The 20,698-nt window shown below is 61.3% G+C and carries 14 protein-coding genes; 12 read left to right on the top strand and 2 right to left on the bottom strand.

The genetic code is table 11. The features are described 5' to 3' along the window. Positions 1 to 62: 62 nt before the first annotated feature. Complete coding sequence (locus FHT77_RS23970; protein WP_183757332.1) at positions 63 to 1,241, top strand: DUF3095 domain-containing protein; 1,179 nt, start codon at positions 63 to 65, stop codon at positions 1,239 to 1,241. Here FHT77_RS23970 and FHT77_RS23975 read toward each other — a convergent pair. Then, positions 1,231 to 2,571: a nucleotide sugar dehydrogenase gene (locus tag FHT77_RS23975; RefSeq protein WP_183757333.1), complete on the bottom strand. Its 1,341-nt coding sequence runs from the start codon at positions 2,569 to 2,571 to the stop codon at positions 1,231 to 1,233. The two genes, FHT77_RS23970 and FHT77_RS23975, sit on opposite strands and share 11 nt — an antisense overlap. A 466-nt stretch (positions 2,572 to 3,037) precedes the next feature. On the opposite strand from FHT77_RS23975, the gene FHT77_RS23980 reads away from it, so the two are divergent. The 10 genes from FHT77_RS23980 to FHT77_RS24025 all read left to right on the top strand — a co-directional run bounded on the left by FHT77_RS23980 (position 3,038) and on the right by FHT77_RS24025 (position 17,669). Next, positions 3,038 to 4,399, top strand: coding sequence for an adenylate/guanylate cyclase domain-containing protein (locus FHT77_RS23980; protein ID WP_183757334.1), 1,362 nt, complete (start codon positions 3,038 to 3,040; stop codon positions 4,397 to 4,399). A gap of 134 nt (positions 4,400 to 4,533) precedes the next feature. After that, positions 4,534 to 6,426: an ABC transporter ATP-binding protein gene (locus FHT77_RS23985; RefSeq protein ID WP_183757335.1), complete on the top strand. Its 1,893-nt coding sequence runs from the start codon at positions 4,534 to 4,536 to the stop codon at positions 6,424 to 6,426. After that, positions 6,420 to 8,333 carry an ABC transporter substrate-binding protein gene (locus FHT77_RS23990; RefSeq protein ID WP_183757336.1) on the top strand — a complete coding sequence of 638 codons (1,914 nt, stop codon included), beginning with the start codon at positions 6,420 to 6,422 and terminating at the stop codon, positions 8,331 to 8,333. Before FHT77_RS23985 ends, FHT77_RS23990 begins: the two co-directional genes overlap by 7 nt. A gap of 3 nt (positions 8,334 to 8,336) precedes the next feature. Continuing rightward, positions 8,337 to 9,335 carry an ABC transporter permease gene (locus tag FHT77_RS23995; protein WP_016557565.1) on the top strand — a complete coding sequence of 333 codons (999 nt, stop codon included), beginning with the start codon at positions 8,337 to 8,339 and terminating at the stop codon, positions 9,333 to 9,335. Further along, positions 9,336 to 10,508, top strand: a complete 1,173-nt coding sequence (locus FHT77_RS24000; RefSeq protein WP_183757337.1) for an ABC transporter permease — start codon at positions 9,336 to 9,338, stop codon at positions 10,506 to 10,508. It abuts the gene before it with no gap. Between the two features lie 89 nt (positions 10,509 to 10,597). Further along, on the top strand, positions 10,598 to 11,806 hold the full coding sequence (locus FHT77_RS24005; protein WP_183757338.1) for a glycosyltransferase family protein: 1,209 nt from the start codon (positions 10,598 to 10,600) through the stop codon (positions 11,804 to 11,806). Positions 11,807 to 11,817: 11 nt separating this feature from the next. Beyond that, positions 11,818 to 13,065, top strand: coding sequence for a glycosyltransferase (locus FHT77_RS24010; protein ID WP_183757401.1), 1,248 nt, complete (start codon positions 11,818 to 11,820; stop codon positions 13,063 to 13,065). After that, a complete protein-coding gene (locus FHT77_RS24015) occupies positions 13,062 to 14,195 on the top strand; it encodes a glycosyltransferase family protein (RefSeq protein ID WP_183757339.1) in 1,134 nt (377 codons plus the stop codon). The genes FHT77_RS24010 and FHT77_RS24015 overlap by 4 nt, the downstream gene beginning before the upstream one ends. Before the next feature lie 195 nt (positions 14,196 to 14,390). Further along, complete coding sequence (locus FHT77_RS24020; protein WP_183757340.1) at positions 14,391 to 17,105, top strand: ABC transporter ATP-binding protein; 2,715 nt, start codon at positions 14,391 to 14,393, stop codon at positions 17,103 to 17,105. Positions 17,106 to 17,198: 93 nt separating this feature from the next. After that, complete coding sequence (locus FHT77_RS24025; protein WP_028827815.1) at positions 17,199 to 17,669, top strand: cyclic nucleotide-binding domain-containing protein; 471 nt, start codon at positions 17,199 to 17,201, stop codon at positions 17,667 to 17,669. A gap of 96 nt (positions 17,670 to 17,765) precedes the next feature. On the opposite strand, the gene FHT77_RS24030 is transcribed toward FHT77_RS24025, so the two are convergent. Beyond that, complete coding sequence (locus FHT77_RS24030; protein ID WP_183757341.1) at positions 17,766 to 19,100, bottom strand: MFS transporter; 1,335 nt, start codon at positions 19,098 to 19,100, stop codon at positions 17,766 to 17,768. A gap of 379 nt (positions 19,101 to 19,479) precedes the next feature. On the opposite strand from FHT77_RS24030, the gene cyoA reads away from it, so the two are divergent. Continuing rightward, positions 19,480 to 20,673: a ubiquinol oxidase subunit II gene (gene cyoA / locus FHT77_RS24035; protein ID WP_183757342.1), complete on the top strand. Its 1,194-nt coding sequence runs from the start codon at positions 19,480 to 19,482 to the stop codon at positions 20,671 to 20,673. Positions 20,674 to 20,698: the final 25 nt, after the last annotated feature.

A 20,698-nucleotide genomic window follows, 5' to 3' on the forward strand; every position in this document is an offset into this window, starting at 1 on the left:
GATTGCCGTAGATGCAAAATCGCATTGCGGTGAGAGCATGGGTCTGTGCTAGGTTTTTGAAGATGAGCGACCTCTCCAACGATCGATTCTACGCCGACGTGCCAGTCTTTGCCGACTTCGAGCGGGTGACCGACACGAGCAATTACCGGCCGCTGCCGGAGGGCTGGTTCCTGGCGGTTGCCGACATTGTCGGATCGACCAAGGCCATCGGCGCTGGCCGCTACAAGGACGTGAACATGGCCGGCGCCAGCGTCATTTCCGCGGTCCTGAACGCGGTGGACAGGGGCGACTATCCCTATGTGTTCGGCGGCGACGGTGCCGTTGTCGCACTCCCACAGGAGTTCGAGACGGCAGCGCGCGCCGCGTTGGCGGCAACGCAGCGATGGGTGGATGAAGAACTCGACCTTGCGCTGCGAATCGCGATCGTGCCGCTTGCGGATATTCGCAAGGAGGGTCTCGACGTGCGTGTGGCGCGCCATGCGGCGAGCGAAAACGTCGCCTATGCGATGTTTGCCGGCGGCGGCGCGTCCTGGGCCGAGCGGCAGATGAAGAACGGTCTTTATGGCATCGAGCCGGCGCCATCAGGGGCTCGGCCCGATCTGACCGGCTTGTCCTGCCGGTGGAATCCGATCAAGGCCCACAACGGCGAGATCGTCTCGATCATAGCCATACCGGCAGAAGATGGCAGGCCGAGCCCGGAATTCCGCAAGCTCGTGACGGAGGTGATTGCGCTGGCGGCAGAACAGGGGCGCGGCGGCCACCCGGTTCCATCAGGTGGCCCCGAGTTTTCCTTTTCGTTCAAGGGTTTCGATCGCGAGGCACGTGCCCTGGCAGCGCCTGGAAAGCGGCTCTGGACGAAGCTCTTCATCCTGTTCCAGAGTATCATGATCGTCCTGCTGCACACGTTCGGCCTGAAGCTTGGCCGTTTCGACGCCCGCCGCTATACCGAGGAGGTGTCCGGCAATTCCGATTTCCGCAAGTTCGACGACGGCCTGAAAATGACGATCGACGTCGATGCTTCGCACCTTGCCCGGATCGAGGCGCTGCTCGAGGAGGGAGAGGCAAAGGGCGTGGCCCGCTATGGGCTGCATCGCCAGTCCTCCGCCTTGATGACCTGCTTCGTGCCGACGCCGATGTCGCACGACCACGTGCATTTCATCGATGGGGCCAGCGGCGGCTACGCTGTCGCCGCAAGCCAGATCTCAGGCAAGACGCTTTCCCCCGCCGACATTACGCCTTGATGATGTGGTCTCCGGCAAGGCCGAGCCGCGCAAAGACGTTGCGCGTATCGACGATCAGCGGCGCGTTGCGGGTGATCGCTGCATAGTCGAGCTGGTCATGATCCGTCGCGACGAGGATTGCGTCATAGGACGCGATGGTTTCGGGGGTGAGGTCGACCGACGCGCGGCCCTTCAGATGCTGATATTCGCGTGTCGAGGGAATCTCGCCGACCAGCGGATCGTGATAGTCAGCCTTCCCGCCACGCTCCTCGATGACCTCGATCAAGCGCAGCGACGGGCTTTCGCGGATGTCGGCGACGTTCTTCTTGTAGGCGAGACCAAGAACCAGCACCCGCGAGCGGCTGAGCGCCTTGCCGGCACGCATGTCGAGCGCCTCGGCGAGCTTGGCGACCACGTAGCGCGGCATGGCCGAGTTGATCTCGCCGGCAAGTTCGATGAAGCGGGTCGGCAGTTCGTATTCGCGCGACTTCCAGGTCAGGTAGAAGGGGTCGATCGGGATGCAATGCCCGCCGAGGCCGGGGCCGGGATAGAATGGCATGTAGCCGAACGGCTTGGTCTTGGCCGCGTCGATGACCTCCCAGACATCGATCCCCATGGCGGCGTAGACCGTCTTCAATTCGTTGACAAGGGCAATGTTGACGGAGCGGAAGATGTTCTCCGTCAGCTTGACCGCCTCGGCCGTTGCGTTGGACGAGACCGGAACGACGGTCTTGACCGCGGCGCTGTAGAACCCAACCATCAGCGAGAGGGCATCCGCGCCGTCGCCGGCGACGATCTTCGGGATGGTCGCTGTGTTGAAGTGCTGATTGCCCGGATCCTCGCGTTCCGGCGAGAAACCAACGAAGAAGTCGGTGCCCGATTTGAGGCCGGTGGTCTCCAGGATCACCTTGACGACATCGTCGGTCGTGCCGGGATAGGTCGTCGATTCCAGCACCACGAGCTGGCCGCTTCTCAGATGCACTGCGATCGACCGGGCCGTTGCCTCGACGAAGGAAAGATCAGGATCGCGGTGGCGGGTGAGCGGTGTCGGAACGCAGATGATGATGACGTCGCAGCCGGCAAGCTCTCCAAAATCTATGGTGGGCGAAAAGCGCTTCTCGTCGATCGCGAGCGCAAGGTCGCCGCTTGTGACGGCATCGATATAGGAGCGTTTCGCGTCGAGCGAGACGACTTTGGCGGGGTCGATGTCGAAACCGGTGACGGCAAAGCCGCTACGGGCAATGGCGATCGCCAGCGGCAGGCCGACATAGCCGAGCCCGATGACACCAGCCCGGGCGGTGCGTGCTTCAATCTTGCGTGAAAGGGCGTCATAGGCGGGGGAACGTGGCAAGGAAGATCTCGCGTGAATGCTGAAGGTTCTCCTGATCTAATGGAAGACCGTGGCAATTGAAACCCGCCTTCAATCGACATGGTTCGATGCCGGAAACCGGCTTTGACAGAGCCACTCTGACAGGCCTTGCGCCGGGGCGGCGAGATGATCCTGTCGCCTGCGGTGAGTGTGACAAAAATGACTCAGCCCGTCCCGGGAGATTCGGTCGGGCCTCAAAAACTGCGCCAAGACCATTGTTCGAAACCTGCGCGCTGCCTATTTACGTGGAGTAACGAAACGAGAAAGGATTGCCTGCCCTGCCCATCACATCAACGGGTTGACAGGTGCCACTGCCGTGCTCCCGGCAGATCGTTGACACTATATTACCGCTCGTCCATCCTCCTCCCCCTCTTGCGCAAAAGATGCTGCAGGCAGGGTTTCTGGCGTTTTTTTGGGTTGGACGTGCTCTATGAGGATATTACCGAGAATGGGCACGATCGAATCCAGCGTCTCGTCTATTTTATTGGACCGGGTTGCCGAATGGCTAACCAATTCCTCCCTTGCCGGCGATGATCTCGAGACCATCGTTCGCGGATTTTGTGAGCGGATCGCCTCCGCTGGCCTGCCGATCGCGCGTGTGCACCTGACCTTCTCGATGCTGCACCCGCTCTACGATGCCTTGAGCTTTACCTGGCGGCGTGCGAGCGGCGTCACGATCGAAGGCTATCGCCACACCGTCGGCCAGAAACCGGACCGCTTTCTGCAGAGCCCGTATTATTATCTCCTCGACAACAACCTGCAGCACATAAGACGCCGCATCCCGGCCGAGGGTCCGGCGGAATTTCCGGTGTTCATCGACCTTAGGCAGGAGGGGATCACCGACTACCTCGCCTTCGTCCAGCCGTTCGGCGACGGGTCGGTGCAGGGGATGATGGGGTCATGGTCGACGGACAGCCATGTAGGCTTTTCCGACGACATGATCGAGGCGCTCCTGCGCATGCAGAACCACCTGGCCGTCGCAGCGAAGATGGCCGTCCTCGGCAAGCTCGCCAATAACATGCTGACCACTTACCTGGGCGGCGATGCCGGCAAGCGGGTGCTGAACGGCCAGATCCGGCGCGGCGACGGCGAGACGATCCGCGCCGCGCTCGTCATGGGCGACATGCGGCAATCGACGGTCTATGCCGAGAAGGAGGGCCGGCAGGCCTATATCGACACGCTGAACCAGTTCTTCGACGCAATCGCCGCGCCCTTCAACCGCAATGGTGGCGAAATCCTGAGCTTCCTCGGAGACGGGTTCCTGGCGGTCTATCCCTGTGGCCGGCACAAGGACCCCTCCAAGATTGCCTGCCAGGCGGCGTTGACGGCTGTTCACCAGGCGCAGGCGCGTGTCGCCGAGCTGAACAGGGAGCGTCTCGAGCAGGGCCTCAGCAAGGTTTCCTACGGCATCGGCCTGCACGTCGGCAACGTGATGTTCGGGAATGTCGGTCTCAAGGACCGGCTGACCTTCTCGGCCTTCGGCTCCGCGGTCAACGAAGTGCAGCGCCTGCAGTCGCTGACAAAGAAATATTCGAGCGAGGTCGTGGCGAGCCAGGCTTTTGCCGGCTACTGCGGCGGCGAATGGCATACGCTCGGCGAGGAAAAGCTGCGCGGGGTCCGCCAGAAGGTTACCGTCCTGCAGCCCCGCATTGCGGCACCGGCGATCCATGTCGAGGAAGGCTTTCACGAGGTGGCGCCGGCAGCGCTTTCGGAAGCCGAGCAGGTCATCATGCTTCATCGCGACGCACGCCGGCAGGCCGTGAAGCCTGCTGTCGAGACGTTCGTCCAGCAGGGTCCCGACGCGCGGTAAAGGGCCGGTCGCCGGCCTTTTCAATCCCTTGAAACGCCCCATTTTTTGCGTGTCCGTCATCAACTGGACACCCTCATTGCGGTACGGTAGTGTGCCTGCACGGGAACAAAGAAAAACTGGGGAATATCATTGGTATGGCGTCCGCCTCGGATCTGTTGCGCATCGAGAACCTCGACATTTCATTCTCGGTTTTCGGCGATCGACTGCGCGTCGTAAGAAACGCCAATCTTCGCATATTGCCAGGCAAGGTGACGGCCCTGGTCGGAGAATCCGGCTCTGGAAAATCCGTCATCAGCCAGGCCGTCATGGGCATCCTCCCGAATGCCGCGACGGCTGAAGGCCGTATCCTGTTTACCGACCCCCTAAACGGCAAGACCACCGACATCCTGAGGTATTCGCGCGACAGCGAGGAAATTCGTGACCTGCGCGGTCGACGCATGGCGACGATCTTTCAGGAGCCCATGACATCGCTGTCGCCATTGCACACGGTCGGCAACCAGATCAGTGAAGCACTTCTGATCCATACGGAAGCCGACAAGAAGGAGGCTCGCGAGAAGACCGAGGAAATGCTCGGCCTCGTTGGCTTTGCCGATCCGAAGCGAACCTTCGACATGTATCCCTTCGAGCTTTCGGGCGGCATGCGGCAGCGCGCGATGATCGCGATGGCCCTGATCTGCAACCCGGCGCTTCTGATTGCCGACGAGCCGACGACGGCGCTCGACGTGACAATCCAGGCGCAGATCCTCGAGCTGTTGCGCGACCTGCAGCACAAGCTCGGCATGGCAATGCTTCTGATTACCCACGACCTCGGCGTCGTCGCCAACATGGCCGACGAGGTCGTGGTGATCTACCACGGCGAGATCATGGAAGCGGGACCGGTCGGTCCGATCTTCCGCAACCCGCAGCATCCCTATCTCAAAGGGCTCATGGCTGCAGTGCCGCATTTCGACATGCGGGAAGGCGAGCGCCTCAAGGCGCTCAGGGATGTTCCCGTAAATCTGGAATCCCTGATCGGCAAGAAGAAGGTGAAGGCCGAGGGACCGGAATTGCTGCTCTCGGTCAACAATCTCTCGAAGAGCTTCAAGACGCGCAATCGCGGCCTGTTCGGAACCCGCCAAGCTGCTGTCGTCCGCGCGGTCGATGATGTCAGCTTCGACATCCGCAGGGGTGAATGCCTCGGGCTCGTCGGCGAATCCGGATGCGGCAAGACGACCGTCAGCAAGATCCTGATGCGGGCCGTGACACCCGATAGCGGTTCGGTGATCTTCAACGACGGCAAGGACGTCATCGATGTTCTCTCTGTCAACGGCGACGACCTGCAGGAGTTGCGTACGAAGGTCCAGATGGTGTTTCAGGACCCGGTGTCCTCGCTGTCGCCGCGCATGACGGTCCGGAACATCCTCAGCGAGCCGCTGGAGATCCATGACCGCGGCAACAGCGACGAGCGCAAGCAGCGCGTCGAGGCGCTGATGGGGGCGATCGGACTGGACCGGCGCTACCTGAACCGCTATCCGCACAGCTTCTCCGGAGGCCAGCGCCAGCGCATCGGCATTGCCCGCGCACTGGCGCTCGGGCCGAAGCTCATCATCCTCGACGAGCCTGTGTCGGCGCTCGACGTCTCGGTCCAGGCGCAGATCCTGAACCTGCTCAAGGACCTGCAGAAGGAACTCGGGCTCACCTACCTTTTCATTTCGCACAACCTTGCGGTCGTCGATTACATGGCCGACCGGATCGCCGTCATGTGCAAGGGACGCATTGTCGAGATCGCGCCCCGCTCGATCATTCTGCGCGATCCTGTCCATCCCTACACGAAGTCGCTTCTGGCAGCCGTTCCCTTCCCCGACCTCGACCGGCCACTCGACTTCGAGGCGCTGCGAAGGAACGGCGCCGCCGACAAGCAGAACTGGGGTGTCACCTTTACGGCTGAACACGACGACGCTTCCGAGCTCGACTACGCCGATCTCGGCAACGGTCACCTTGTCAGGGCCCGCAAGGGTGCGGACGCAAAGGAGCTCCGCTCATGGTAACGCGACGCACATTTCTGACTGGCCTGATTGGCTCGACCGTCCTTCCCGCTGCCGTGAAGGCGGCCTCGGAAGACCGTGACATAGAGCCGGAGTTTTTGCGGGACTGGCTACGGGCCGGTCGCATTCCTCCCATGGCGGACCGGCTGCCGGCACATCCGCGGATCGTCAACATGAGGGCGGCGGGGCGGCAACCCGGCGTTTATGGCGGCACGGTGCGCACGATCATCGGCAGCCAGAAGGACATCCGCTACATGACCGTCTATGGCTATTCCCGCCTGGTCGGTTACGACAAGCACCTGGTGTTCCAGCCCGATATCCTGCTTGGTTTTGAATCGACCGACGATACGGTCTTCACCTTCCACCTGCGCGAGGGACATCGCTGGTCCGACGGCCACCCGTTCACGGTCGACGATTTCCAATACTGGTGGGAGGACGTGATCCTCGACAAGAACCTGACACCGGGCGGTGGCGCGCTCGAGCTCAGGCCGCATGGCAACCTGCCGAAATTCGAGGTCGTCGATAACCTGACGGTACGATACAGCTGGGAGCGGCCGAACCCGATGTTCATGCCGGCCCTCGCCGGCCCGCTGCCTCTCGTGATTTTCGGGCCTGGCCACTACCTCAAGCAGTTTCACAAGAAGTACCAGGACGATTTTCGTCTCTCGGCGCTGATGAAGCAGAACCGGGTCAAGAAGTGGGCGGACCTGCACATCAAGATGTCGCGGGCATCGCGCCCCGAGAATCCCGAGCTGCCGACGCTCGATCCATGGCAGAACACCACCCCCCTGCCCTCGGAACAGTTCGTGTTCGTGCGCAATCCCTTCTTCCACCGGGTTGACGAGAACGGAGTACAGCTTCCCTATATCGACAAGTTCATCCTGAACGTCAGCTCGTCCTCGATCATCGCGGCAAAGGCGGGTGCCGGTGAATCCGACCTGCAGGCCACCGGCGTCGACTTCAACGACTACACCTTCCTGAAGGATGCAGAAAAGCGGTTCCCCGTAAAGGTCAACCTTTGGAAGCAGGTGCGTGGGTCGCGCGTGGCGCTGCTGCCGAACCTAAACTGTGCCGACGATGTCTGGCGCAAGCTCTTCCGCGAAACTCGCGTAAGGCGCGCCCTGTCGCTCGCGATCGACCGGCACGAGATCAACATGGTAGCCTTCTACGGTCTCGGCAAGGCAAGCGCCGACACCGTACTGCCCGACAGCCCGCTCTTCCGGCAGGAATATGCGGATGCGTTCATCGCGCATGACAAGGATCAGGCAAACAAGCTCCTTGACGAGGTCGGGCTGAAGGACCGGGACGACGAGGGGATCCGTCTCCTGCCGGATGGCCGCCGCGCCGAGATCACCGTCGAGACGGCTGGCGAGAGCAACCTCGATACCGATGTCCTGGAGCTGGTGCGCGATCATTGGCGCGAGGTGGGCATCGCGCTTTACACCCGCACTTCGCAGCGCGATGTGTTCCGCAGCCGCGCCATGAGCGGCACGATCATGATGTCGATCTGGTACGGCATCGAAAACGGTGTCGCAACCGCCGACATGTCCCCGGGCCAGCTCGCGCCGACCATGGACGACCAGCTGCAATGGCCACTCTGGGGAATGCATTACCTCTCGGCCGGACAGGAAGGCAGTCCGCCGGACCTGCCCGAGGTCCAGCAGCTCGTCGATCTCCTGAAGCATTGGGGCGATACCATGCGGTTCGAGGAGCGCGAGGTGATCTGGCACCAGATGCTGTCGCTCTATACCCAGCAGGTCTTCTCGATCGGCCTGATCAATAGCACCCTGCAGCCGATCCTGAGCTCGGCAAAGCTCCAGAACGTGCCGACGGAGGCGCTCTATGGCTTCGATCCGACCTCCTATCTCGGCCTCTACATGCCGGATTCCTTCTGGTTCAAGGAGGCCTGAGGAATGCTGAAATATATCCTCTGGCGCATTGCCGCGATGGTGCCGACGCTGTTCATCATCTCGGCACTCGTCTTTACCATCATCGAGCTGCCGCCAGGCGACTTCTTCGAAAGCCAGATCGCCGAACTGCGGGCGCAGGGGGAAAGCGCAAACCTTCAGGAAATCGAGGAGCTCCGCAAGCAGTACGGTTTCGACAAGCCCGAGATCCTGCGCTACTTCTACTGGGTCGGCGGCATGCTGCACGGCGACTTTGGCTACTCCTTCGAATACCAGCTGCCCGTCTCGGAGGTGGTCGGCGATCGCCTATGGCTGACGATGCTGGTGTCCTTTTCGACGATCCTGCTTACCTGGCTGATCGCCTTCCCGATCGGCATCTATTCGGCAACCCACCAGTATAGCTGGGGTGATTACGGCCTGACATTCCTCGGCCTTCTCGGCATCGCCATCCCGAACTTCATGCTGGCGCTGATCCTGATGTACTTCGCCAACATCTGGTTCGGCGTCTCGATCGGGCACCTGATGGACCAGAAGTTCCTGAACGAGCCGATGAGCTGGGAAAAGGCGCGATCGATCCTGTCGCATCTGTGGATACCCGTGATCATCGTCGGCACGGCAGGGACAGCCGGCATGATCCGGCGCCTCAGGGCCAACCTGCTCGACGAGATGCAGAAACAGTATGTCGTCACCGCCCGTGCCAAGGGTCTCCACCCGTTGCGGGCGCTGGTGAAATATCCGCTTCGCATGGCGCTCAACTTCTTCGTTGCCGACATCGGGTCGATTTTGCCATCGATTATTTCCGGCGCGGAAATCGTCGCGATCGTCCTGTCTCTCGAAACGACAGGCCCGATGCTCATCAAGGCATTGCAGAGCCAGGACATGTATCTTGCAGGCTCGTTCCTGATGTTCCTCGCCTTCCTCAACGTGATCGGGGTTCTCGTCTCCGACATCGCACTCGGCTTCCTCGATCCGCGTATTCGCCTGCAAGGCAGGAGCACCAAATAGATGTCGCCCTTGCCACCGCCCGGCGCACCCATGCCACACTACGTCTCCACGGCGCCCTTCGATCCCACCGCGACGGAGGGAATGGGGGCTGCGCAGTCGCGCATCCATCTCGCCTCGCAAAAGCATCTGATGTGGTGGAAGTTCAAGCAGCACCGGCTGGCGCTCGCCTCGGGCGTCTTCCTGCTTTGCACCTATCTGATGATCATCATCGTCGAATTCATTGCGCCCTACGGGCTGCACACCAAGAATGTCGACTTCATCCATGCGCCGCCACAGCGGGTGCATTTCTTCCACAACGGGAATTTCGTCGGCCCGTTCGTCTATGGCCGCAGCATGTCGCTCGACCTCGACACGCTCCATCGGATCTACACCGACAAGCCTGACGATGTGCAGCCGATCCGTTTCTTCTGCCGCGGTGACGGCTACAAGTTCTGGGGACTGGTGAGCATGGACCGGCATCTGGTCTGCCCGGCGGTCGGCGGGCAGATGTTTCTGCTTGGCACCGATCGCCTCGGTCGCGACGTGCTCTCACGCATTTTGTACGGGGCTCGGATTTCGCTGACGATCGGCCTGATCGGCATTGCCATCAGTTTCTGCCTCGGGATCATCATCGGCGGACTTGCCGGCTACTGGGGCGGCATCTTCGACCTGATCGTCCAGCGCCTGATCGAGGTGCTGCAGTCGCTGCCGAGCCTGCCGCTCTGGATGGCGCTTGCGGCAATCATGCCGGTGACCTGGAGCCCGATCGTCATCTATTTCGGGATCACCGTGATTCTCGGGATCATCGACTGGACGGGACTGGCGCGTGCCGTGCGCTCGAAACTTCTGGCGCTGCGCGAGGAAGACTATGTCCAGGCTGCCCAGCTGATGGGAGCGAGCACGCCCCGCATCATCGGCAGGCACCTGGTTCCCGGCTTCATGTCCCATCTGATCGCCTCGGCGACGATTTCGATCCCGGGCATGATTCTCGGCGAGACGGCACTGAGTTTCCTTGGACTGGGTCTGCGCCCGCCGATCACCAGCTGGGGTATTCTCCTGACCGAGGCGAAGAGCGTAAGTGTCATCGCGTTCTATCCATGGTTGTTATTTCCGATTATACCGGTCGTTCTGGTAATTTTGGCGTTCAACTTTCTGGGAGACGGCTTGCGTGATGCGGCAGATCCCTACAAATAGCGGCCAGCCCGGCGGAGCACCGCTCTGTCTGCTGACTGCGAGCGGAAACCGGCGGTGCTAGTATGACATCAAGCGCAGAAGGAGCGCCCATGGCCCGGCGCCTGGAAGATGCCCGTATCCTCATGTACAGCCACGACACGTTCGGGCTCGGTCACCTGCGTCGGTGCCGGGCCATCGCGCATGCCCTGGTCGAGGATTATCGCGGTCTCAACATTCTTATCATTTCAGGGGCGACGATTGCGGGTGCGTTTGATTACCGTGCACGCGTTGACTTCGTGAAAATTCCGAGCGTCATCAAGCTTCGCAACGGCGAATATACGTCGATGGCGAGCCATATTGACCTGCACGAAACGCTCAAGATGCGCGAATCGAGCATTCGCCATACTGCGGAAACCTTCCAGCCCGACATCTTCATCGTCGACAAGGAGCCGATGGGACTGAAGGGTGAAGTCGAGGAAACGCTTGCCTATCTCAAGGCCCGCGGCACAGTACTGGTGCTTGGCCTGCGCGAGATCATGGATGCCTCGCACCTGCTCGATGCCGAGTGGAAGCGCAATGGCATCATGCAGAAGATCGACCAGTACTATGATTCCGTCTGGGTCTACGGCCCGCCGGATTTCTACGATCCGCTGATTGGGCTCGACGTGCCCGCGAGTGTGCGCCGGAAAATGGATTTCGTCGGCTTCCTCCAGCGCAGCGTCTCGTCGAGCAAGACGTCGATCAATGCGCGCTCCGACAACTACATCCTGGTCACGACAGGCGGGGGCGGCGACGGATCGGATCTGGTTCACGATGTCATGAACGCCTACGAGCAGGACGCCAGCCTACAGTTGAAGGCGCTCGTTGTCCTCGGGCCGTACATGCCGGCGGCCGAACGTTCCAAGCTCGTCGCCAAGGGTTCGCGCATTCCCTATATCGAGGTCATCGAGTTCGACAATCACATGGAAGAGCTGATCGTCGGTGCCACCGGTGTCGTCGCCATGGGTGGCTACAATACCTATTGCGAGATCCTGTCCTTCGACAAGCCTGCTCTGATCGTGCCCCGCGTGAAGCCGCGCGAGGAGCAGTTGCTGCGCGCCCAGCGGGCGAGCGAACTTGGTCTCATCGACATGCTTCTGCCGGACCAGTCCGCGGATCCGGCCGTGATGTCCGAAGCGCTCAAGCGCCTTCCAAATCGCGCACCGCCTTCAGAAAGCGGCTGTACCCTGCAGCTCCAGGGCCTTGATCACATCTCTGAGACCGTCGGTCGCTGGCTGGATGGCCGCGGCCGCCACCTGTCGGTCGTCGGGGCCGAGTAAAGTCCAGGATCCTGATGCAACGCCGCAAGATTCTCGTCGTTCTGAAAGGCTATCCGCGCCTCTCGGAAACCTTTATCGCGCAGGAACTGCTCGGCCTGGAGAAGGCCGGCTTCGACCTGACGCTGATCTCGATGCGTCGGCCCACGGACAAGAAGCGTCATCCGGTCCATGACGAGATCAAGGCCCGCGTCATCTACCTTCCGGAGTACCTCCACGAGGAGCCGTTGCGCGTCCTGAAGGGCCTTATTGCGAGCTTTGGCAAGCCGGGGATAAAGGCGCTTTGGAAGCGGTTCCTGAAGGACCTCGGACGCGATGTGTCGCGCAATCGCTTCCGCCGGCTTGGGCAGGCCTTCGTCCTTGGCCGTGAATGGCCTGACAACGGCGGCTGGCTGCATGCGCATTTCATCCACACGCCGGCCTCGGTCACCGAATATGCGAGCATCCTGACCGGCGTTCCCTGGACCTGCTCGGCGCATGCCAAGGATATCTGGACCTCGCCTGACTGGGACCTGCACGAAAAACTCGGCAGCGCCCGCTGGACGGTGACCTGCACGCGCAGCGGATATGACCACATGCGCACCCTGACGCCGCGCAAGGATGCGGTGCATCTGAGCTACCATGGCCTCGATCTCGCACGCTTCGGCCATTTCGCTGGCGCGCGATCGAGGCGCGACGGCGGCGACCCGGCTGATCCCGTGCTTCTCTTGAGCGTCGGGCGCGCGGTGGAGAAGAAGGGCTACGAAACGCTCCTGAGAGCGCTTGCCCTGCTGCCCCCTGATCTCAATTGGCGCTTCGAGCATATTGGCGGGGGAGACAAGCTTTCAAGATTGCAGGCGCTTGCGAGAGAACTCGGTGTAGGCGATCGGGTCACCTGGAAAGGGGCGCTTGCCCAGGAAGATGTGCTCGAGCATTACCGGCGGGCCGATGTCTTCGCGCTTGCCTGTCGCATTGCCTCAGACGGCGACCGCGACGGCCTGCCGAACGTGCTGGTGGAGGCGTCGAGCCAGCGCCTGCCCTGCGTGTCGACATCGGTATCGGGAGTTCCGGAGCTTCTGATTGACGGCGTCAACGGCATGGTCGTGCCGCCGGAGGATCCAGCGGCATTTGCGGCGGCGCTTGCTGCGCTGATTGGCGATCCTACAAGGCGCATGCAGCTTGGCGATGCCGCAGAGCGGCGCGTGCGCGAGCATTTCGATCACCAGGCAAGCATCGACCAGCTTGGACAGCTCTTCGAGGAGGAGTGGCGAAAAGCCTCATGACCAGACAAAGCGTCTTCTTCTACGTCCAGCACCTGCTTGGCATCGGGCATATTGCCCGGGCAAGCCGCATTGCGTCCGCCCTTGTTCGCGACGGCTTCGACGTCACCGTCGTCACCGGCGGCCTGCCGGTCCCGGGCTTTCCGGGTGAAGGCGTCACCACGGTGGAACTGCCGCCAGTCGTGGCGAGCAATGCGGGTTTTACCGGACTTGCGGATGAAAACGGGGTTGCAGCGGACGAGGCGTTTCTTGGCCGGCGTCGGGATATGCTGCTCTCGGCCTACGATCGCGCGAAGCCCGATATCGTCATCGTCGAGGCGTTTCCCTTCGGCAGGCGCCAGATGCGCTTCGAGCTTCTGCCGCTCATCGGGGCGATCGAGCAGTCGCATCCAAGGCCGAAGCTGTTGAGTTCGGTTCGCGATATCCTGCAGGAAAACCGCAAGCCAGGACGCAACGAGGAGACTGCAGCCCTCGTGCGGGATCATTTCGATGGTGTGCTGGTGCACGGCGACCCCGGCTTCGTGCGGCTGGAAGAGACATTTCCGCTGGCTGCCGACATTGCCGCGAAAGTGCACTACACCGGCATGGTGACAGCCCCCCGGGCCGCAGAACCGGCCGAGGTCTTCGATGTGATCGCGTCAGCCGGTGGTGGTGCTGTCGGCATCGACCTGCTTCGGGCGGCAAGCGGGGCGGCGGAAAGGCTTCCGGAAACGTTGCGCTGGCTGTTGATCAGCGGTCCCAATCTTCCGGAGCGTGATTTTGCAGAGCTTGCCTCTGCTGCGCCTCAGAATGTCACGCTCCAGCGCTTCCGCAAGGACTTTCCGTCACTTCTGCGGGGCGCGCGTGTCTCGATCTCGCAGGCGGGCTACAACACGGTCGGCGATCTCCTGCAGGCGGACTGCCGGGCAATCCTCGTCCCCTTTGTTGCCGGCGGCGAGACAGAGCAGACGGTGCGCGCCGAGCGGCTGAGGGCGCTTGGACTTGCCGATATCCTGCCGGAGGCCGGGTTGACGCCGGGGATCGTTGCCGAGGCCGTCGAGACCGCGTTGTCGGCGCTCCGGAGCGGTCCTATGGCTCTCGACCTTGCCGGAGCAGAAAAGACGGCGGCAATCATTCGTTCACTGGCTGGCTGAAACCCTCGCACTTTTCGAAAGTCATGTGATATAAAAAACATCCCGGCGAGAATCGACATGACGACGGCACGTCGATTCGCCTTGTTTTCATATTGAAATCCGGCGGTCCGGTTGCATGGTCCCTATTCGGCATTCCTCATCGTTCTGCCGCAGGTCCATTGCCCCCCAGATTTCCCAGGCAATTGACGGTTAGCAATGGAAAAAAGCCTCGCGCGTTACATCTGGTCGAACACGCGGCTGCAGCAGCTCTGGATCCTGGCGGTTGTCGCGATTTCCATGATCCCGTACTTCCTGTCTTTTGACTTGCCGAAACAGATCGTCAACGGTCCTATTCAGGGGGCGGGCTTCGAGGGCGAGGGCGCGACGCAGACCTTCATGCGGATCGCCTATACCTTGCCCTTCTTCGGCGAGGTGGAATTCTTCAAGGGCGTTCAACTTGACCGTCTGCAGATGCTGATGGGGCTGAGCCTCGTCTTTCTGGCGCTTGTGGTTCTGAACGGGCTTTTCAAATTCTACATCAACACCTACAAGGGCAGGCTTGGCGAGCGCATGCTGCGGCGTATTCGCTTTGAGCTGATCGACCGGGTCCTGCGATTCCCGCCATCGCATTTCAAGCGGGTCAAGTCGGCCGAGATCGCGACGATGATCAAGGACGAGGTCGAACCGATGGGCGGCTTCACCGGTGACGCCTTCGTCGCGCCGGCCCTGCTTGGCGGTCAGGCTGTGACTGCGCTTGCCTTCATCATCGTCCAGAACTTCTGGCTGGGCATGATTGCGGCTGCCATTGTCGGCGTCCAGGCGGTCGTAATCCCGCGCATGAGAAAGCGGCTGCTCGAGCTTGGTCGCCAGCGTCAGCTGACGGCGCGTGAACTGTCGGGTCGTGTCGGCGAGATCGTAGATGGCATCGGAACGATCCATGGCAACGACACGTCGAACTACGAGCGCGCCGATATCGCCGCCCGCCTAGGCCTGATCTTCTCGATCCGCTACGACCTCTACCAGTGGAAGTTCCTGGTCAAGTTCCTGAACAACTTTCTTGCCCAGGTAACACCCTTCCTGTTTTACGCCATCGGCGGTTATCTTGCCTTGCAGGGCCGGCTCGATATCGGCCAGCTCGTCGCCGTCATCAGCGCCTACAAGGACCTGCCGGGTCCGCTCAAGGAACTGATCGACTGGGACCAGATGCGCCAGGACGTGCAGGTCAAGTACCAGCAGGTCTACGAGCAGTTCAATGTCGAGCCTCTGATCGAGGGCAGGATCCAGGACCTATCGCCGGAGGCGGTTGGCGCTTTGACGGCGCCACTCGTCGTCACCAATTTGACCGTCAGCGACGACAGTGGCGCGCGACTGGTCGACCACGTTTCGGTCGAGATCAAGCCGAACGAGACGGTTGCCGTGGTCGGCCCGAACTCCAGCGGGGCGGAGGCCTTCGCAGAAGCGCTCGGTCGACTGGTGTGGCCCGATTCAGGCCGCGTCACGATCGACGGCAAGGATCTCCTCGACCTGCCGGAGGCCGTAACCGGCCGACGGATTTCCTACGCGTCCGCCGATGCCTATTTTTTCCACGGAACACTGCGCGACAACCTGCTCTACGGCCTGAAGCACGCGCCGCTCAAGCAGCCTGACTACGATGGCAAGGCCGCCCAGGAGGCGAAGTGGCATGCCGAGGAGGCCATCAAGGCCGGCAATCCGACGATGGACATCAACAGCGACTGGGTAGATTACCACGCCGCCGGTGCGACGGGTCCGAACGACATTCTGACGGCAATCCGCCCGGTGCTCGACGCCGTTCTGATTTCGCAGGAAATTCTCGACCTTGCGTTGCGCTCGACCGTCGACACCACGGTCCATGTCGCGCTTGCCGAGCACATCGTTGAACTCAGGGAGACGCTGCGCCAGCGCATGCGGGAGTCCGAGAATGGCAACATCGTCGTGCCCTTTGATTTCGATGCCTACAATCCCCAGGCGACGGTCGGCGAAAACCTTCTGTTCGGATCGATGAAGCGGCCGCTGATGAACAACCGCAGGCTAGCGGCGCATCCCTATTTCCAGACGCTGTTCCGGGAGACCGGGCTGAGCAACGATCTGTGGGAAATGGGCCTGGAGATTGCGGAGAACGCGGTCGAGCTCTTCCACGACCTGCCGCCAGACCACCCGTTCTTCCAGCAGCTGACCTTCATGACGGCAGATGACATCCCGACCTACCAGGCGCTGCTGCAGAAGCTGCAGAGCCGGCAGTTCGACGACGCAACGCCCGAGGAACGCTCGGCCATCATCCGGCTGAGTTTCGCCTATATCGAGCCACGGCATCGTTTCGGTCTTCTGACCGAGGAGCTGATGGACAAGATCGTCAGCGCCCGCAAGCAGTTCCACGAGAAGATTCCGGATGATCTTGCAGCCGTGATCGAACGCTACGATCCGGAGAACTTCATCTCGTCCGCGAGCCTGATGGACAATGTCCTTTTCGGACGCATCGCCTACCAGCAGGCGGATGCGTCCGACAGCATCCGGTCGATGATGGGGGACCTCTTTGAATCGCTCGGCCTTGCCAACGACGTCATGTCGATCGGCCTCGAATTCGACGTCGGCTCCGGCGGAAAGCGGCTCACCATGGTGCAGCGCCAGAAGCTGAACCTTGCTCGCGCGCTCCTGAAACGCTCTGATTACCTGATCTTCAACAGGCCGCTATCGGCGCTTGATCAGCGCGTGCAGGACGCGATCACGAGGAACATCGTCGAGGGCCTGCACAAGGAAGGCGAAAAACCGGCCATCATCTGGGTGCTGTCGAACGCGAAACTGGCGGAGATCTTCGACCGGATCCTGCTCTTCGACAGGGGAACGCTGGCCGAGGCGGGCAACTTTCCGGAGCTTTCCGAGCAAAACGGTATGTTCAAGGAACTGTTATCGTAATACTCTAAGGAGGGACAACAAAGATGGCGCCCCCTGAGAGGCGCCACGGTCTAGCGCCGCGCACCGGAGAAGTGCGGCAGGGGTAGTACGTATATGCTCTTGAGAGATGAAGTCGAAATGCTGCGGCGCGTGCCAATCTTTTCAAGGATTGCGCCGGCAAAACTCAAGTTGTTGGCTTTCACATCCGATCGAATGTCATACAAGGCCGGGCAGGATCTTTTCCATCAGGGTGATCCGGGTGATGCAGCCTACGTCATCTTGTCAGGTACCGCCGACATCCTCGTTCACTCGCCGGCCGGCGATATCAAGGTCGCCGATGTGGAACTGAACTCCATCGTCGGCGAAATTGCGATCCTGTGCGACGTTTCCCGTACCGCGACGGTGCGCGCCACCTCGTCGCTGGAGGTCCTGCGCATCAGCAAGGAACACTTTCTGAAGCTGCTCAGCGATTTCCCCGAGATGGCAGTCGAGATCATGCGCGTGCTCGCCGACCGCCTCAATCACACGACAGCGGAACTGACGGCTGCGCGCTCAGCCAAGCAGACGCAAGCTGCGGCGATGTAGTCGCCTCCGGCCGATCCGCTCAACAGCACTGGTCAATTGAAAAGACCCGCCTCGCGACTGCGAAGCGGGTCTTTCTGGTGCCTGCGCGGCGAGTGCTCAGTCGCGCTGTTCCAGTGCCCTGCTGAATGCGAGGGCAGCGAGCGTGCAGATGGCGCCTGAAAGTAGGTAATAGCCGACGAAGGGCAAGCCGAAGCGGCTCGAGAGCGTCAGGGCAACGAGTGGCGCGAAGCCCGCGCCAACAAGCCAGGCGAGGTCGGAGGTAAAGGCTGCACCGGTATAACGGTAGCCCCTGCCGAACCGCGATGAAATCGAACCCGTTGCCTGGCCGAATGACAAGCCAAGAACTCCGAAACCGATGATCACGAAGGCATCCAGCCCCTTCGGGCCGGCTGCGATAAGGTATGGACCCACGAAGCTGAAGACCGCGATCAAGACGGCACAGATGGCAAGCTGGGCGCGCCTGCCGATCCGATCGGCGATCATGCCGGAGACGATGATGGCGATCAAGCCAACGACGGCGCCGACGATCTGGACCACCATGAAGGCTCCGACCGGCTGGGTGCCATAGAGCGACGTCCAGCCAAGCGGGAAGATGGTGACGAGGTGGAACATGGCGAAGCTTGCGAGCGGCACGAAAGCGCCAAGCAGGATGTCGCGACCATGAACGCGCAGCACGGAGTGGATCGGTGCGGCCTCGAGTTCATGCTGCTCCAGGGCAGTGCCGAACTCGGGCGTCATGACAAGGCGGAGCCGCGCAAACAGTGCGACGACGTTGATGGCGAAGGCGACGAAGAACGGAAAGCGCCAGCCCCAGCTCAGGAAATCCTCGCTGGAGAGGTTCGCGATGAAGTATCCGAAGAGCGCGCTTGCGAGCGCAAAGCCGATCGGGGCGCCGAGCTGCGGGATCATCGCATACCAGCCGCGATGGTTCGGGGGCGCGTTGAGTGCAAGCAGCGAGGCAAGGCCGTCCCATGCACCGCCAAGGGCAAAGCCCTGGCCGAGCCGGAAGAGCGCGAGCAGCGCGATCGACCATGCGCCGATCTCGGCATAGCCGGGCAGGAAGGCTATTGAGGCCGTCGAGCCCCCCAGCAGGAAGAGCGCGATCGTCAGCTTGACACCGCGCCCGTAGATGCGATCGATCGTCATGAACACGACCGATCCGACCGGTCGTGCCAGGAATGCAAGTGAAAACAGCGCAAAAGAATAGAGTGTCGCCGTCAGTCTGTCGGGCGCGAAGGGAAACACAAGCTGTGGAAAGACCAGCACGGATGCCAGGCCGTAGACGAAAAAGTCGAAGAATTCGGACATGCGCCCGATGACGACGCCGATTGCGATACTGCCGGGTGAAACCGGCTTGTCGGCGTGGATGCGGCGCGCATCCTGCTCCATCGATGTCGACGATGGGCCGTACTGGGTCGTGGTACCTGCCATGCTATGCCTCCCTCGTTGAGGCACTCCTGTGGCAAAGCGCCTCACTAGCGATCTTGATCAAACGACCGCGCTAATCAAGTCCGGAGGCGCTAAATAGTTCATCCCGTGGGCTGAAAATCGAAAGCCCGCGAAAAATGGCGCCCGCTGCGGAGAAATCGGCGCGGGAAAGCTGGCATGATCGGGGTTCCCGGTTATATTAGCCCCTCAAAATGATCTCGCGCAAAACGCTTTCGAGCCCAGATCGGGTTTTGACATCCTGCGCCACGTTGCTTATCCCGCAGTGCGGCAATTTGTGCTGCACTGCGACCAAACACCTCATGTTGCTATCAGGTACAGTGCTTTAGTCGCGGTTTGGATGAAACAACAAGAGCATAGAGACGTGCAAAAACTGCCAAGGTTTTCCCGCCATCTCCTTATTCTGCCCCTGCTTTTGACGCTGGCAGGGTGCAATTTGGTGGTCATGTCGCCATCGGGCGATATCGCAATCCAGCAGCGTGACCTGATCATCGTATCGACGGTCCTGATGCTGCTCATCATCGTCCCGGTCATCTTCCTGATCTTCTTTTTTGCCTGGCGTTACCGCCGGTCCAACACGACCGCCACCTACGATCCCGAATGGCACCACTCCACACGTCTTGAAGTCATCATCTGGTCGGCGCCGCTGGCCATCATCATTGCTCTCGGCGCGATCACCTGGATCAGCACGCACAAGCTCGATCCCTTCCGTCCGCTGGACCGGATCGACGCCGAGCGCGCCGTTCCTGCCGATGCCAAGCCGCTGACCGTCGAGGTCGTGGCACTCGACTGGAAATGGCTGTTCTTCTATCCCGAGCTCGGTATTGCGACCGTCAATGAAATGGCCGCCCCTGTCGACGTCCCGATCAGCTTCAGGATCACTTCCTCGTCGGTGATGAACTCCTTCTACGTTCCCGCGCTCGCCGGCCAGATCTACGCCATGCCCGGCATGGAGACCAGGCTGCACGCGGTCATCAACGAGGAAGGCGTCTTCGACGGCTTTTCGGCCAACTACAGTGGCGCAGGTTTTTCCCATATGCGCTTCAAGTTCCATGGTGTGAACCAGCAGGGCTTCGACCAATGGGTCGCGCAGGTCAAGGAAAAGGGCACGGCGCTGAACCGTGATACCTATCTGAAGCTCGAGCGGCCGAGCGAGAGGGAGCCGGTTCGCTACTTCTCGTCGGTCGACAAGGATCTCTTTGACGCCATCCTCAACATGTGCGCGGCCCCCGGCAAGATGTGCATGAACGAGATGATGCACATCGACAGGATGGGCGGCGGCGGCAAGGAAAGCGCCGAAAATCGCGAAAAGCTGCGCTACGACGACCGTCATCTCGGCGGCATGCATCCGGTGGCGGGCGAAGGTTCCGGCGCTGAAGAGGTAAAGCCCGAGGAAGCTACGCCGGCCGGCGCTGAAGGCGGAAGCGGCACGCAAGGAGCGCCGGCGACGCAAGGCGCGCCGGGTGCGCAGGACATGCAGCATGACGGGCACGCGATGCCCGGCATGGATCACGGGACCGGCGGTGCTGCGGCGCCCGCGCAACCAGACAACAACTAAGACCTGGCGCTTTGCGTCGATACGA

Source organism: Rhizobium sp. BK181, assembly GCF_014193305.1.
Lineage (GTDB): Bacteria > Pseudomonadota > Alphaproteobacteria > Rhizobiales > Rhizobiaceae > Rhizobium.